The following is a 14,311-nucleotide window of genomic DNA, read 5'->3' on the forward strand; positions in this document are numbered from 1 at the left end:
CCGGCTCCGCCTGACTCAGGCCAGACTCTTGGTCGCCATCTCGAAAACGTCCGCCGAAATGCCATCGGTGCCGGCAATGCGCTGCAGTTGCTCGCGCATCAGTTTCTGCCTGTTTCCGCCGTAGCGCCGCCATTGAGTCAGAGGTCCCACCATGCGCGATGCGATCTGCGGGTTGATCCCGTCCAGGGCGATCACGTGGTCGCCCAGGAAGCGGTAGCCGCTGCCATCCAGGCGATGGAAGTTGACCGGGTTGGCCTGGCAGAAGGCGCCGATGAGCGAGCGCACCCGGTTGGGATTGCGCAAGTCGAATGCCCGATGGGCCAGCAGCCCCTGGACCCGTTCCAGGGCGCCTGACCGGTGGCAGGAAGCCTGCAGGGCGAACCATTTGTCTATGACCAGATCTTCCTGCTCCCATTGCCGGTAGAAGTCTTCCAGACATGCCTGCCGTTCCGGATTGGAAGAATTGACGACGCAGCCCAGAGCCGCGATCTGGTCGGTCATATTGCGCGCTCCACGGAACTGCGCAACTTCCAGAGCGTGAATCGCGCTGTTGTCCAGTTCCGAGAGAAATCCCAGACAGACATTTTTCAGCTTGCGCCGGCCGATGGCGCCCTCGTCGAAACACCCGGACTCATCGCGGTGGTTGCTACGGTACAACTCCAAAAGCCTGTCCTGCAGTTCCTCGGTCAGCTCGCGCTTCACCGACTGGCGGGCGGCGTGCACCGCTTCCGGATCGATGGTCTTCATGAGGGCGCTCACGTAATCCTCCGAAGGCAGGGTCAGGAGCAGGGCGAGGTAGGACAGATCGCTCCAGTCCTGGCTCAGGGCCTTGCGGTAGGCGCTGACCAGGTGCGGGTCCGAGGCGCCCGGGGTGCCGCCCGCCTTGATCTGCTCCACGCGGCTGAGGATGATGCGGCTGGCCAGGGTCTGCCCTGCGTCCCAGCGGTTGAAGGGGTCGCTGTCATGACCCAGCAGGAAGGCCAGTTCGTCATAGTCGATGGGATGATGCAGCCGCACCGGCGCCGAAAAGCCGCGCAAGGCCGAAACCACCGGCTTCTGGGGCAGGTTCACGAAGCGGAAGCGCTGCTCGGGCTGGGTCAGATCCAGTACACGCGTGGTGGCGGATGAAGGTTCCGGCTCACCTTCCAGTTGCAGCGGACAATCCGCGCCGTCCGGACCGATCAGCCCCACGGCGAAGGGGATGTGCAGAGGTTCCTTGTCCGCCTGCCCGGGCGTGGGCGCGCAGCTTTGCCGCACGGCCAGTTCGAGAGTCTGGCTGTCGGCATCATAGCTGCTGAGCACGCAGACCTCCGGTGTGCCGGCCTGGCGGTACCAGCGCCGGAACTGGGTAAAGTCGGCTCCGTTGGCATCCTCCATCGCCTTGACGAAATCATCGCAGGTCACCGCCTGACCATCGTGACGCTCGAAGTACAGGTCCGTGCCCTTGCGGAACCCTTCGGGCCCTAGCAGGGTGTGCAGCATGCGCACTACCTCGGCGCCCTTTTCGTAAACCGTCAGGGTGTAGAAATTGTTGATCTCGATATAGGAATCGGGCCGCACCGGGTGCGCCAGGGGACCGGCATCCTCGGCGAACTGGCGGGTACGCAGCAGGTTCACGTCCTCGATGCGCTTGACCGCGCGCGAGCTGCGGTCTGCCGTGAACTCCTGGTCGCGGAACACCGTCAGCCCCTCCTTCAGGCTGAGCTGGAACCAGTCGCGGCAGGTGATGCGGTTGCCGGTCCAGTTGTGGAAGTACTCGTGGCCTATCACGCCCTCGACATGCTCGTAGTCGGCGTCGGTGGCGGTATCGGGCCGGGCCAGCACATACTTGGTGTTGAAGATGTTCAGGCCCTTGTTTTCCATGGCGCCCATGTTGAAGTGCCCGACGGCGACGATCATGTACAGATCCAGGTCGTACTCGCGGCCGAACACCTCCTCGTCCCAACGCATGGCATTCTTAAGGGAAGCCATGGCATGCCCGCACTTATCCAGATCGTGCCGCTCCACGTAGATCTGCAGTGTGACCTCGCGCCCGGAGGGCGTCACATGGACATCCTCGATGTGGTCCAGGCGACCCGCCACCAGGGCAAACAGATAGCAGGGCTTGGGGAACGGGTCCTCCCATTTGACCCAGTGACGGTTCTTCTTCAAGTCCCCCGAGGCCACCTTGTTGCCGTTGGACAGCAGTACCGGGTAGCGCCATTTATCGCCGATCAGCGTGGTGGTGAACTTGGCCATCACGTCGGGGCGGTCGGGAAAATAGGTGATCTTGCGGAAGCCCTGGGCCTCGCACTGGGTGCATAACATGTCCTTGGACAGGTACAAGCCCTCCAGGGCGGTGTTGGCCTTGGGGTTGATGCGGGTCTCGATCTCCAGGGTGAACACTTCGACCTTGGGCGCCCAGGCGATAGTCAGGTTCTCCGGGGTCAGTTCATAGCGTTCGGGCTTGAGCAACTGGCCATCGAGCTTGACCCACTCCAGCTGCAGTTGCTCCCCCTCCAGCACCAGCGGCGCATTGGGGTTGGCGCTTGCGGGGTTCTTCTGCAGACGCAGGCGCGAGGTGACCCGGGTATTTTCCTCATCCAGGAGGAAGGTGAGTTCGACGCTGCCTACCAGATAGTCTGGCGGCGTGTAGTCCTTGAGGTAGACGGTTCTGGGAGCGGATTCGCGCATGAGCAGGTGCACCAGGGAAGACGGTTAAATGCGCCTAGTGTACCAAGTGCGGGCGGAAAACTGACCTGGCGGGAGAATTTCTCCCCCGCCAGGCCTCGCGTTCATTGAGCGGTACCGGTTTCCGCCTCGGTTTCCGCCATGCGTGCCGGCTGCAGGCGGCGGGTTTTCTTGAGGTAACGCACGGTGCCGTAAAACGCGGCCAATGGAACCAGCGCCCCCACAAGCAGCCTCACGGCAGTCTCATGGCCCGCATAGCCGTAGACATAGACAACCTTCCAGGCCAGGAGACCCAGGGCGATGCCGAGGGTGAAGCACAGGGTGTTGTATTCCTTGACCAAAGATCTGCGCCAGTCGTACTCGAATTCCGCCAGTGATGCCTTCAGCCCCTTGAAATCGGGGATGAAGCGGTTGACCCGGGCGCTGTACTCGGCATAGGCGGCGCCGAACTTCTCCGCCAGGTAGGCTTCCTCCGCCGTCGTGATGGCCAGATAGATCCACGCGAACAAGGGGGCAATCAGAGCCACCACCCAGCCGGATCCAAATAGCAGGGCGAAGCCGACCACGATCAGGTAGTTGCCCACGTACATGGGATTGCGTGTGTGGGCGTAGAAACCACGGGTCACCAGTTCGTTGGCGTGTACCTGCTTGTTCTTGCCACCCCGGCGTATATAGGCATAGCCGATCACCAGCATGCGGAATGCCTCGCCGGAGACCGTGCATAGCAGACCCAGCCCGGTCAGCCATTGATCCAGAAACAGGTTGCCGAACCACTGCGCCGGGCGTGCCAGCAGCACCAGGGCCAGCAGCACGACGGGAAACAGGGCGTTGCGGAAACGGAAGAAAAAGGTGCCGGATGCCAGCAAAGCCGGATAGATCGCAGACTGCTTATTCATTTGATCGCCACCATGCCGCAGAAGTTGTACCAGCGGAAAAACACCTCGCAGGCCTTGAAACCGTTGTCCAGCAACAATTTGCGGTTTTCGTCGAAGTGGTAGGGGATCAGGACGTTCTCCAGCGCTTCGCGTTTCTGGGCAATCTCCAGTTCCGAATAGCCGTTGCGCTTCTTGAAGTCGTAGTAGTACTTGATGAACAGGCGGTTGAGCGTGGAATCGGGCCCCAGCACCTTTTCCACCAACAGCAGGCAGCCGCCTTCGTTCGTGCCGTTGGCGATGCTTTGGATCAGGCGCTCGCGGTAAAGCGGGCGCACGAACTGCAGGGTGAGATTCATGATCACCACCGAGGCATTGACGATGGCCACGCCGTCATCCAGGTTCTGGCAAACCAGTTCGTGTGGCCGTGAAAACCCGTGTTCCGTCAGTTTTTCCCGGCACTGATCGAGCATTTCGGGGGATGAGTCGACTCCAACGAACTTGACGTCATTGGGCAGCAAACGATCCAGCCAGAGCAGGCTGGTGCCGGTGGAACACCCCAGATCATAGAGGTTGCTGCCCGGTGCCGCAAAGTCCTCCGCGATCTCTCCCATCATGCGTTGGATCTCCGCGTAGAAAGGCACGGAGCGGTCGAGCATATCGTCGAACACCTCCGCGGTTTCCTTGCCGAAATGGAAATTCTCTATGAAATCCCGTTTATCCTTGAATATGCTGTCTTTATTCATCGATTGCCATTTAGACGTGTGGGGCCTGGCGGTCATCCCAAGGCCTGATATAGACGGTACCGGCGCTGACGCATGCCTGTCTCGCGCGGGGCGAGCGTGTTTCCTGCAAGGTGCCCGGTTTTAGGCTGCAGCGCGCGGCAATGGATCCTGTCCTGTTTCACCTCTCTGCCGCACGCGCACAGCAAGTGTTCAAAAGCACATAATACGCCAATTTCCACTGAGCATAACCTGGTGTTTTGTGTTGCTCGGCCTGCCTGACTGGTTGAAATCCACCACACCATACACCACCCACGTTCCCTTGCGCGGCCATAGTGGACCGATGCAACACCCGGACACACCGGAGGGGCGCAGCAATCAGAAGCCGCTGCCGGCTTCCGCACCGTGCAGTCGGCGGCGATGGAGGAGAACCGCGACGATGACGAGCAACACGGTGGCCAGCCACGCGGCGGAAAGATAACCGATGACCCGGTCGTAGTCGCTCACCAGATAGGCCAGCGGCGCGCCCGGCACCACGTGGGTCAGCGGCTTGGCGCATTTGATGATGAACACCCAGCCTGCGTGGATTCCGACGCAAACGCCCAGCCCCGAGGGAATCAGCGCCCGGACACTGGCCAGGAACATGCCCGCAAAGAACAGGGCCAGAAACGCGCCCGGCTCGATCTGCCCCAGCTTGCCCAGCCCCAGGGACACCACGTGCAGCCCCGAGGCCCAGCCGACATCGGAGAAGGGAGCATTCCACTTGGTGCCGAAAAAGTGCACCAGGCCGAAATACAGGGCGCTGAGCGGAACCGCCGCCACGGGGCCGGTCGCACGTCGCAGATAGGCGAACAGCATGCCGCGGAAGATGAGCTCCTCCACCAGCGCAACCGCCAGGCCCGTCGCCAGCGCCTTGCCAGCGACTTCCAGCACGCGGCCGAATTCGCTGAAGGGATTGCCATTGGGCGCACGAATTCCGAGGCCGATCAGGCCCAGGGTATGCAGGCCCAGCATTGCCGCGCCCAAGGCAAAACCGATGCCCCACTGCCTGAAGAACGCGCGGCTGAAGCCGAGGCTGGCGAAGTTGAAGCCGCACCAGCGGGCCAACGGGTAAAGACCCACGACCATTAAGACCTGCGCCCCACGTGTCACCAGTGTGCGCAGATCGCGTCCCTCATCGCCCCCTGAGACCACAAACAGCGGGTAGGCGAGCAGGGCCATGAGGATCAGGCACCCCAGCAGGTAAAACAAGGGAGCGAGGGCGGGGACAAGAAATTTCATGAATCGAGCAACAGAAGCGTGAAGGTCGACCGCGCAGTCTGCCTCAGACCGCCGCCGCAGACAATTGCGAATTCGTGACTAGGGAGAACCGGGCCGCAGCGAGCCGGCTTCGGCGCTGAGCAGGATCACTTCGATCTCCTCGGTGATCTCCTCCTGCCGAAGCACCCGGCTCTGACGGGCAAACTCAGCGGACCGGTCATCCAGGCGGCGGATGGCGCCTTCCAGATGCTGGATGCGACGCTGGTTTTCCGCCATGAGCGAGGTGTAGAAAATCTCGTGCAACACGGCCATGAGATAGTGCTCCACCAGATCGGCATAGAACCGGTCCGGCCGAAGGTACAGCAGCGGCGCATGCCCTTGGGGCCTGTTCGGTTCTCGGTCGGCGAAGGGCGGCAGCAAGGTGCTCCGAACCGGGTCTTCCCTCCCGTTGCGGTGATGCCAAACCACGAGGCTGAGGGCCAATTCATGCGCCTGGAAGCGGGCGATGGCGGCGCTCAGGGACAGCAGGGCAGCGCCGATTTCTTCCGCGACTCCCGCGCCCTGCAGGAGCGTCGCCCCGGCCGCGTTTTCGGCGAGACGCGCGGTGATGCGCGAGCCCACGGCGATCAGATGGGCCCCGGCCAGTTCACCGGCGGCGGCCTTGAGCAGGGCCTCATTGAAATCACCGCAGAACCCCCGCTCGGACCCGATGAGCAGCACGAGCCGTTGCCCACCGACTGGAAGCCGGGCCAGGTCCGGGTAGAATGTTAGAAAGTCCGAGGCGGCGGCCTCGATCAGCGCCAGGGCCTCCCCCTGGGCATCCAGCAGCCGCGACAGCTTGCGGGTCTCCATGTACGCCAGGTTCTTCATGGAGCGCATGATCTCGGCGATCTCGTCCAGTTGACGGCGATGCTGGTCCAGTTCGCGCCGCCGGCTCACGGCCGACCACCCTCACCCTCCCCCAGGCAGCGCGCCAGCGCCCGGCTCCAGGCCTCGCGGGCATCGTCCAGACCCAGGGACAAAGCAGCCACGCATGCCTTGAGGGATTCCATTGCGGCCGGGATAGCCTGCGGCTCCCTTTGGTCGAGCAGCCCGTCGTTAAAAGCCACCAGCCAAGCCAGCTGGAACTGCGGTGACAGCGGCTCCAGCCGATCCTGCTTGAGCAACTCGCGCAACAGCCGTCCCCGGCGCAGAGGCCGCTCCATGGCTTCGTCCAGGCGCGTGCCAAAACGGGTGAACACTTCCAGTTCGAGAAACTGCAGGTAGTCCAGCTTCATCCGGCCCGCCTCGTTCTTGATGGCGGGATGCTGCGCCCGCCCGCCGATGCGCGAGACCGAACGGGCAATGTCGATGGCCGGGCGGAAGCCGGCCGCGAACAGGTCCGCGTCCAGGTAGATCTGGCCGTCGGTGATGGAAATCAGGTTGGTGGGGATGTAGCCGGCAATATCCCCCAACTGGGTCTCCACGATGGGCAGCGCCGTCATGCTGCCGCCGCCCGCCACCGCGTTGAGGCAGGTGGAGCGTTCCAGAAGCTGCGCGTGAATGGAAAAAATGTCGCCGGGAAACGCCTCGCGCCCCGGCGGGCGCCGCAGCAGCAGGGAAAGCTCGCGATAGGTCCGGGCATGGGTGCTGAGGTCGTCATAGACCACCAGGGTATCGCGGCCCCGTTCCATCCAGTATTCCGCCAGGGCGCAGCCAGCATAGGGCGCCAGGTGCTTGAGACCCGGCAGCGCGCTGGCTTCGGCCACCACCAGCACGGTGAAGTCCATGGCTCCGGCGGCGCGCAGGATGTCCAGGGTGTTGACCACCGCCGAGCGCTTCTGCCCGATGAGCACCACCACGCACAGCACGTCCTTGCCCCGTTGACTGATCACCGCATCCAGCGCCAGGGAACTGCGTCCCAGGCCTTCGTCGCCGATGATCAGCTGCCGTTGCCCCTTGCCCACGGGAACCATGCTGTCGACGATCTTGCAGCCCGTATAGAGAGGTTCATGCACCATATCGCGCGCCACGATCGGCGGGGAGTGGCGCAGGAGCCGCTGCCGGACATCAAACGACACAGGGCCCGCGCCGTCCAGCGGCTCCCCCAGCGGATTGACGACCCGCCCCAGCAATCCGTCGCCGCCGGGCACACTGAGCATGCGACCCGCCCTCAGGGCACGGACGCCGGCGCCGACAGCCCCGGTCTGGCGCAGCAGGATCGCCCCCAGCAGCCCCTCGCGCAGATCGAACACCATGGCCTGGCTGCCATCTTCCAGGTCCAGGATTTCCTCCATGGCCACCGTGGGCAATCCCGCGATCCAGGCGATCCCATCACCCACCGACACCACCCGGCCCTGCTCGGCCATGCGCAGCCCTGGCCGGTAGGTCGCCAACCACTGGGCCTGCCGCTCGAAAGGCCCGGACGCCAGCGGGCTAGGCACTGTCATGGGCGGATTCGGCAAAGGCCCGGAGTTCATCGGCCAGGCTGGCGTGGAGCACCCAGGGCCCGACGGTGATGCGCAGGCCCGCGAGCAGCGCCGGCTCCTCGCTGAAACGGCAGTCGGGCGTCATTCCACACAAGTCGCCCAGCGTCGCCGCAAGGCGATTCCTCTGTTCGGGACTCAAGGGAAAGGCGCTCTTCACGTCAACCGGCTCGCGCGAGCTAGCAAGGGCCAGCCGCAAGGCCTCGGCGCTGGGCGCCGCCAGGACTTGCAAATGCCCCAGTGCCAGATCCACCAGACGCGTCTGCAAGTCAGGCGAGGCACAACTGGAAAGCAGGCGGCTGGCGAACTTGGCACCTTGCTCCAGGCACAGGGCCTGGTCATGGCGCAGTCGGTCCTCCCGTTGCCGCGCCGCGACCGCCTCTTCCTTCCTCCGGTTCTGCTCCAGTTCTTCGCCCAGCGCCGCCAGGCGGCGCTCGCGCTCTTCCTTCAACTCCTGTTGCAACTCGTCTCGCGCCGCCTGCTTTTCGGCCTCCCAGTCCTGGAGCCGGCTTTCGTAGCGGCCCCTGAGCGTCTCGGCTTCCGCCCGGATGGCGTCGGCATTGGCGATGATGGCCTCGGCCTGCGCCTTGCGGCGGGCCAAGGCGTCCTGCACCGGGCGGAACAAAAAGCGGCTGAGCAACCAGACCAGGATCAGGAAGTTGAGGATTTCCAGCAGAAAGGTGGACCAGTTCAGTTCCAAGGGCCTGCTCCCGGGCGCGCGCGGCGAGCCGCCTTACTTGAGCACGTATTCCAGCAAGGGATTGCGGAACAGTACGATGAGTACGATGACCAGGACATAGATGGCCAGCGATTCGATCATGGCCAGGCCTATGAAGAGGATGCGCATGATCGACTTCTCGGACTCCGGCTGGCGCGACAGCGCATCCAGGGCACTGGCAATGGCGCGCCCCATGGCGTAGGCGGGCAAGGCCACGCCGAGGGCGATGCCGAGCACCGCGACGGCGGTGCTGACCAGGGTCAACCAGCTCATGTCAGCCATGTCTCACTCCTCCTGTTGCCTGCGCCGTTCCTGGGATTGCAGCGCGCCGGCGATATAGATCAGGGCCAGCATGCCGAAGATGTAAGCCTGTACCAGGGCCTCCACCACATGCAGCATGAGCAGGGGCACCGGCGCCAGAAAGCCGGCCACCATGAGCACCAGCAGGGCCGCCATCTCCAGGCTCATCATATTGCCGAACAGGCGGATCGCCAATGCAATGGTGCGCGTCACCTCGCTCACCAGGTGGAAAGGGAGCAGGATCGGGCTGGGACTGAGGTAGTGCTTGAGGTAAGCCTTGAGTCCCAGTTCGCGGATGCCGAACCAGTGCACGGAAAAGAACACAGCGATGGCCAATGCCGCCGTGAGCGAGAGATCCCGCGTGGGGGAATCCAGTCCGGGCACCAGCCCGACCAGATTGGCCACTACCAGGAACAGCCACAGACTGCCGATGAAAGGCAGCAGCAGGCGCCGATGCGCCGGTGCGGCGGCCGCGATGGCGTCTTCCATCACCGTCACCACGGCTTCCGTCGCCGTTTGCAGCCAGCCGGCGGGCTTTGTCCGGGGACGCGTGGCCCACCAGGAAACGAACGCCAATGCCACGCTGATGCCGCAGGTCGTCAGCGCGGTCTCGGTGATCTCCAATGGCCCGAAGCTGACCAGGGTCGCCGCGGACAAGGCATTGCTCATGCTCATTCCTTTACGAACCAGTAGACGTTGAAACTGCCGATCGCCACGCCCAGGGCGATCATCAACAGGGTCCAGTGGACGGAATAACCTTCCACGTGGCGGTCCAGCCAGAGCCCGACGTAAGCGCCCAGCACCACGGGCACGGCGAACAGCAAGCCCAGGGTGCCCACGTAGGCGGTTTGCGCCAGCAGCGTGGGCTGGTCGCGCTGGGCCTGCCGCATGCGCCGGGCCTGGTTCTCGACGCGCTTGCGCAAGCGCTCGTCGGCATCGGTCACAAGCGCCTCCCCTCGTGGCCCATGGCCCAGATGCGCTTGAGGATTTCCTCTTCCAGCCGCTTCAGGCTGGCTCTCAGATCCCGCAGCGACTCCTCCTCGGCCAGCAACTGGTTGTGCAGCTGCTCGACCACCTGCCCGTAATCCTCGTGCACCAGAAACTTGCGGGTACTCAGGCGCAGCCGGTTGTCGGCGAAGTAGAGCACGGCTCCCGGCATCGCCAGGTACTGCCAGGCGCCCCCGGCCTGGCGAAAGCGCGACAGGCCGAAGCTCAGACAGGTCATGAAGCGGGCGTGGCCGGCCTGTATGCCGAAACTGCCCGAGGCGTCCTCGCCGACAAAGGAGCAGACATCATCCATCTGCACGCTGCGGGTGGCGCCACAGACCTGCAGGGTGAAGGTGCTCACGCCGCCACCCCGAGGCCGCCGCGCATGTAGAAGCGTTCTTCGGGCCAGTCGTCGACGCGGCCCGCCATGATGCTGTCGCAGTCGTCCAGGGTCTGCGCCAAGGGCACGCTGACGCCGGCAATACCGGTGTGTTCGGCGGTCACCCAGAAGGGTTGGGTGAGATAGCGCTGCAACTTGCGGGCACGCAGCACGATGTGGCGGTCCTGCTCGGACAATTCGGACAGGCCCAGCATGGTGATAATGTCCTCCAGTTCCGCGTAGCGCGCCAGGTGCTCGCGCACGTCCGCCGCCACGGCGTAATGCCGAGCCCCCAGGCTGCGCCGGTCCATCATCTTGCTGCCCGAGCGCAAGGGGTCCACCGCCGGATAGATGCCCTTGGACGCCTGCCCGCGGGACAGTATCACGGTCGTGTCCAGGTGCCCGAGTATGGCGTTCACCGCCGGGTCGCTCATGTCGTCGGCGGGCACGTAGACCGCCTGCACCGAAGTCACCGCCCCGGACGCGGTGGACATGATGCGGTCCTGCAGTTCCGCCACTTCGGTGCTCAGGGTGGGCTGATAGCCCACCGTCGCCGGCATGCGCCCGAGCAGGCTGGAGATCTCGCTGCCCGCCTGCACGAAGCGGAATACGTTGTCCACCACGAATAGCACCTCCCGCTTGAGGCAATCGCGTAGATACTCCGCGTAGGTCAGCGCCGACAGGGCCACGCGAAAACGCACCCCCGGCGATTCATCCATCTGCCCGAAGACCAGCAGGGTCTGCGGCAGCACGCCCGCGGCGCGCATTTCCTGCCACAACTCGTGGGCCTCGCGGATGCGCTCGCCGACCCCGGCGAACACCGACACCCCCTTATGCATGGCGGCGATGGCATGCATGAATTCCATCACCAGCACCGTCTTGCCCACGCCGGCGCCGCCGAACAGACCGGTCTTGCCGCCGCGGACGAAAGGGCACAAGAGGTCGATGACCTTGATGCCGGTTTCCAGTATCCCGCTTTCGCCCAGGATCTGATGTAAGGGCGCGGGACTGCCATGAATAGGGCGATATTCCGAGGACGCCAGGGCTTCCCCGCCATCCAGCGGGTTGCCAAACAGGTCCAGCAGGCGCCCCAGGCAGGCCTCCGATACCGGCACCCGCAGGGCCGATCCGGTGTCCTCCACCGCCATGCCGCGGAACAAACCGGCGGTGCGGTGCAAGCAGATGGCGCGCACATGGCGTTGATCCAGATGCTGATGGACCTCGAACAGTACCGTCTCATCGCCGCAGCGCGCGGCCAGCGCCTGCCGCAACGGGGGCAGTTCCCGGAATTGAATGACGGCCACCGGTCCCTGAACCTCGATCAGGGTGCCGCGGCGGACGCGCTCAATCCCCTCAGGTTCGGCAGCCGCGGTCACGGCCATGTTGGCCTCCTAGCGGGGCAGGCGGTAAGCGTAGACGGCGAGCAGCAGCCAGGCGGCCAGGAAGGCGGTACCGCCGAAGGGCGTGATCGCCCCCAGCCATTTCACCCCGCTGATGGCCAGGACGTACAGACTGCCGGAGAAGATGAAAATGCCGGCAAGCAGCAGCGCCGCCGCCCAGCGCAACAGCCGGGATTCAGGGTCACCCCTGAGCAGCAGGGCCACCACGCCCAGCCCTAGCCCGTGCCAGAAGTGGTACTGCACTCCGGTCTGATAGACCGCCAGCATGGCGGCATCCAGGTGCTGGCGCAGGCCGTGGGCGCCAAAGGCACCTAAGGCCACGGCCGTGAACAGGCTGAGGGCTGCGAGCAGGAGGGTTATGCGGTACGTCATCATGGGCTAGCCGTCAGACACCGATATCTTCATTCCACAGTTCGCCGTGGGCCGCGATGAAATCCCGCATGAGCCGGACGCAAGTCTCATCGTCCACCACCTCGAGGGACACGCCGCGAGCGCGCAGCAAATCCTCCTCGCCCATGAATGTGCGGTTCTCGCCGATCACCACGCGGGGAATCCCGTACAACAGGATGGCGCCGCTGCACATGGCGCAGGGCGACAGCGTGGTGTAGAGGGTGCATTCGCGATATACCGAGGCCGGCTGGCGGCCCGCGTTTTCCAGGGCGTCCATTTCTCCGTGGAGGATGGCGCTGCCCGACTGCACCCGGCGATTGTGCCCGCGCCCGATGATGCGCCCGCCGTGGACGATCACCGAACCGATGGGTATGCCGCCTTCGGCCAAGCCCTTCTCGGCTTCTTCAATAGCGGCCCGCAGGAATGGGTCCATGCTGTTCTCCTTCAAGATCCCGACGCCACGGCTTCAACGCCCCTGGCTGCGCCAGCGCTGCACGATACTGTTGATGTCCAGATCGTCGGGGCCGCTGTTCCAGTAGGTATGGAAATCCACGTCGTTGCTGTTGGGCGGCGGGTCCGGCTTGTAAACCTGGAAACGCACCGGCAGCGGGGTAGCCTCGCCCAGCACCATGGCTTCGCCACGCCCCAGGGCGGTGAGGATGTCCACCAGATCGCCCTCCCCCTCCGGCACCAGCTTCTTAACATACGCCTGATCGTCCGGATTGGTGATGCGCAGGCATACGTAGGTGCCGCACTGGGACAGCACGGTTTCCGAGAGTTCGTGGGGCCGCTGGCTCACCACGCACAATCCGACCCCGTACTTGCGCCCCTCCTTGGCGATGCGTTCCATGGACTTGCGCGTGCCCTCGAACCCGGCGGCCGAGTCGCGCGGAATATAGGCATGGGCCTCCTCGCAGATCAGGAGAATCGGGAATTCCCGGTTCTGAGGGTTCCAGTAGTTGAATTCGAAGGCCAGGCGCCCGATCTGCGCCGACACCGTGGGCCGGACGTCGAAGGGCACCGGGCTCAGGTCGATGACGGTGATCTGCGCCCGGGGCTCGCCCAGGCCGACGAAATCCCGCAGCAGGCTCTCCAGGGATTCGGAGCGGTTGCGCCGCTGCGGGCTGAGCAGGAAATCGTAGCGCACGTCGTTGAGCCGGCTCATGAGCTTCACCAGGAACTCGTCGAATTGCCCGAACAACGGCCCCTTGGTCTTGCCGAAGTCGGTGCGCATCTCGTTGGCTTCCTTGAAGCTGTCATAGACGGCTTTCAACGGGAAATACACGGGCGAGTCGATGGACACGGCGTCCATGCCCAACTGCTCCGCGCTCTTCTTCTTCAAGGCAAAAATGGTCTCGCGCAGAAAGGCCATCTGCACCGAGGCCCCTTCGTCGTTGCGGTCGATGAACAGGTCCACCAACTCGGCGAAGGTCATCAGCCAGTAGGGAATCTCCAGGCGGCGCGCGTCCAGGTAGCGGGTATTCTTGGGATCGAAGGCCGAATTGAGCTGGCCGTCGCGACCGCGCCAGCAGTATTCGCCGTGCAGGTCGAGCAGAATGATGTGCGCCTTGGGCATGGCTGAGACCACATGCTGGATCAGGCTGGCCACGGTCCAGGACTTGCCCGAGCCCGACTGGCCGAGGATGGCGAAATGGCGGCTGCACAGTGCGGAGGCGTCCAGATACACGCCCGTGGCGGGATGGCTGCGCAGATAACCCAGGTTGAAGCGCTGGGCGCGGTATTTGACGAAGATGGAATTGATCTCCTCCGGCGCCACCGCGTGGATTTCCGCGCCGGGTGTCGGATAGCGGCGGACACCCCGCTGGAACTGGTTCTTGTCACCCACCTCGCCCAAGGGCGTCAGGGTCACGGAGCAGCCGGCGGCGGAGCGGCAGCCCTTGGGTTGGGTCGCCTCGATGCGCTTGACCATAGCCAGCACGCGCAGGCCGAATTGATGGATGGAGACGTAGGAGCCCACCTGCCCGACGATCTGGGTTTCACCGCCCACCGTCACCTGGTCGCGGAAGCCCTCGTCCTCGCCCAACAGCCGCCCCAGCATGCCACTGCCGTCCACCCGCACCACGTGTCCTATCAAGGTGTCGTTGGTATTCTCCATCACGCGTCCTCTTCTGCAACGATTTGCACGAC

At 64.2% G+C, this 14,311-nt stretch carries 15 protein-coding genes; all 15 read right to left on the reverse strand.

What is annotated here, in order from left to right:
- Positions 1 to 15: 15 nt before the first annotated feature.
- Positions 16 to 2,673 carry an aminopeptidase N gene (gene pepN, locus EK23_RS11520; RefSeq protein WP_045225497.1) on the reverse strand — a complete coding sequence of 886 codons (2,658 nt, stop codon included), beginning with the start codon at positions 2,671 to 2,673 and terminating at the stop codon, positions 16 to 18.
- A gap of 101 nt (positions 2,674 to 2,774) precedes the next feature.
- On the reverse strand, positions 2,775 to 3,566 hold the full coding sequence (locus EK23_RS11525; RefSeq protein ID WP_045225498.1) for a methyltransferase family protein: 792 nt from the start codon (positions 3,564 to 3,566) through the stop codon (positions 2,775 to 2,777).
- Positions 3,563 to 4,288 carry a carboxy-S-adenosyl-L-methionine synthase CmoA gene (cmoA, locus tag EK23_RS11530; RefSeq protein WP_097990951.1) on the reverse strand — a complete coding sequence of 242 codons (726 nt, stop codon included), beginning with the start codon at positions 4,286 to 4,288 and terminating at the stop codon, positions 3,563 to 3,565. The genes EK23_RS11525 and cmoA overlap by 4 nt, the downstream gene beginning before the upstream one ends.
- A gap of 354 nt (positions 4,289 to 4,642) precedes the next feature.
- Positions 4,643 to 5,545 carry a CPBP family intramembrane glutamic endopeptidase gene (locus EK23_RS21770; protein WP_082054131.1) on the reverse strand — a complete coding sequence of 301 codons (903 nt, stop codon included), beginning with the start codon at positions 5,543 to 5,545 and terminating at the stop codon, positions 4,643 to 4,645.
- Between the two features lie 78 nt (positions 5,546 to 5,623).
- Positions 5,624 to 6,463, reverse strand: coding sequence for a F0F1 ATP synthase subunit gamma (locus tag EK23_RS11540; RefSeq protein WP_045225500.1), 840 nt, complete (start codon positions 6,461 to 6,463; stop codon positions 5,624 to 5,626).
- Positions 6,460 to 7,983, reverse strand: coding sequence for a F0F1 ATP synthase subunit alpha (locus EK23_RS11545; protein WP_045225501.1), 1,524 nt, complete (start codon positions 7,981 to 7,983; stop codon positions 6,460 to 6,462). The genes EK23_RS11540 and EK23_RS11545 overlap by 4 nt, the downstream gene beginning before the upstream one ends.
- On the reverse strand, positions 7,940 to 8,689 hold the full coding sequence (locus tag EK23_RS11550; RefSeq protein WP_045225502.1) for a F0F1 ATP synthase subunit delta: 750 nt from the start codon (positions 8,687 to 8,689) through the stop codon (positions 7,940 to 7,942). Before EK23_RS11550 ends, EK23_RS11545 begins: the two co-directional genes overlap by 44 nt.
- 33 nt (positions 8,690 to 8,722) lie before the next feature.
- Positions 8,723 to 8,989, reverse strand: coding sequence for an ATP synthase subunit C-like protein (locus EK23_RS11555; RefSeq protein ID WP_045225503.1), 267 nt, complete (start codon positions 8,987 to 8,989; stop codon positions 8,723 to 8,725).
- A gap of 3 nt (positions 8,990 to 8,992) precedes the next feature.
- On the reverse strand, positions 8,993 to 9,676 hold the full coding sequence (locus EK23_RS11560) for a F0F1 ATP synthase subunit A (protein ID WP_045225504.1): 684 nt from the start codon (positions 9,674 to 9,676) through the stop codon (positions 8,993 to 8,995).
- Between the two features lie 2 nt (positions 9,677 to 9,678).
- Complete coding sequence (locus tag EK23_RS11565; RefSeq protein ID WP_082054132.1) at positions 9,679 to 9,951, reverse strand: AtpZ/AtpI family protein; 273 nt, start codon at positions 9,949 to 9,951, stop codon at positions 9,679 to 9,681.
- A complete protein-coding gene (locus EK23_RS11570; RefSeq protein WP_045225505.1) occupies positions 9,948 to 10,355 on the reverse strand; it encodes a F0F1 ATP synthase subunit delta/epsilon in 408 nt (135 codons plus the stop codon). Before EK23_RS11570 ends, EK23_RS11565 begins: the two co-directional genes overlap by 4 nt.
- Positions 10,352 to 11,755, reverse strand: a complete 1,404-nt coding sequence (gene atpD, locus EK23_RS11575) for a F0F1 ATP synthase subunit beta (protein WP_045225506.1) — start codon at positions 11,753 to 11,755, stop codon at positions 10,352 to 10,354. The genes EK23_RS11570 and atpD overlap by 4 nt, the downstream gene beginning before the upstream one ends.
- Positions 11,756 to 11,764: 9 nt before the next feature.
- Positions 11,765 to 12,148: a DUF423 domain-containing protein gene (locus EK23_RS11580; protein WP_327037052.1), complete on the reverse strand. Its 384-nt coding sequence runs from the start codon at positions 12,146 to 12,148 to the stop codon at positions 11,765 to 11,767.
- 10 nt (positions 12,149 to 12,158) lie between these two features.
- Positions 12,159 to 12,596 carry a nucleoside deaminase gene (locus tag EK23_RS11585; RefSeq protein ID WP_045225507.1) on the reverse strand — a complete coding sequence of 146 codons (438 nt, stop codon included), beginning with the start codon at positions 12,594 to 12,596 and terminating at the stop codon, positions 12,159 to 12,161.
- Between the two features lie 33 nt (positions 12,597 to 12,629).
- On the reverse strand, positions 12,630 to 14,279 hold the full coding sequence (locus tag EK23_RS11590) for an ATP-binding protein (protein ID WP_045225508.1): 1,650 nt from the start codon (positions 14,277 to 14,279) through the stop codon (positions 12,630 to 12,632).
- Between the last annotated feature and the right edge of the window lie 32 nt (positions 14,280 to 14,311).

This window comes from Methyloterricola oryzae (genome assembly GCF_000934725.1).
Taxonomy (GTDB): domain Bacteria; phylum Pseudomonadota; class Gammaproteobacteria; order Methylococcales; family Methylococcaceae; genus Methyloterricola; species Methyloterricola oryzae.

Bases quoted from the DNA above. Each gene is read 5' to 3' on its own strand.
- EK23_RS11525 (WP_045225498.1), bottom strand. From the start codon at position 3,566: ATGAATAAGCAGTCTGCGATCTATCCGGCTTTGCTGGCATCCGGCACC.
- pepN (WP_045225497.1), bottom strand. From the start codon at position 2,673: ATGCGCGAATCCGCTCCCAGAACCGTCTACCTCAAGGACTACACGCCG.
- cmoA (WP_097990951.1), bottom strand. From the start codon at position 4,288: ATGAATAAAGACAGCATATTCAAGGATAAACGGGATTTCATAGAGAAT.
- EK23_RS11555 (WP_045225503.1), bottom strand. From the start codon at position 8,989: ATGGCTGACATGAGCTGGTTGACCCTGGTCAGCACCGCCGTCGCGGTG.
- EK23_RS11545 (WP_045225501.1), bottom strand. From the start codon at position 7,983: ATGAACTCCGGGCCTTTGCCGAATCCGCCCATGACAGTGCCTAGCCCG.
- EK23_RS21770 (WP_082054131.1), bottom strand. From the start codon at position 5,545: ATGAAATTTCTTGTCCCCGCCCTCGCTCCCTTGTTTTACCTGCTGGGG.
- EK23_RS11560 (WP_045225504.1), bottom strand. From the start codon at position 9,676: ATGAGCAATGCCTTGTCCGCGGCGACCCTGGTCAGCTTCGGGCCATTG.
- EK23_RS11580 (WP_327037052.1), bottom strand. From the start codon at position 12,148: ATGATGACGTACCGCATAACCCTCCTGCTCGCAGCCCTCAGCCTGTTC.
- EK23_RS11585 (WP_045225507.1), bottom strand. From the start codon at position 12,596: ATGGACCCATTCCTGCGGGCCGCTATTGAAGAAGCCGAGAAGGGCTTG.
- EK23_RS11590 (WP_045225508.1), bottom strand. From the start codon at position 14,279: ATGGAGAATACCAACGACACCTTGATAGGACACGTGGTGCGGGTGGAC.
- atpD (WP_045225506.1), bottom strand. From the start codon at position 11,755: ATGGCCGTGACCGCGGCTGCCGAACCTGAGGGGATTGAGCGCGTCCGC.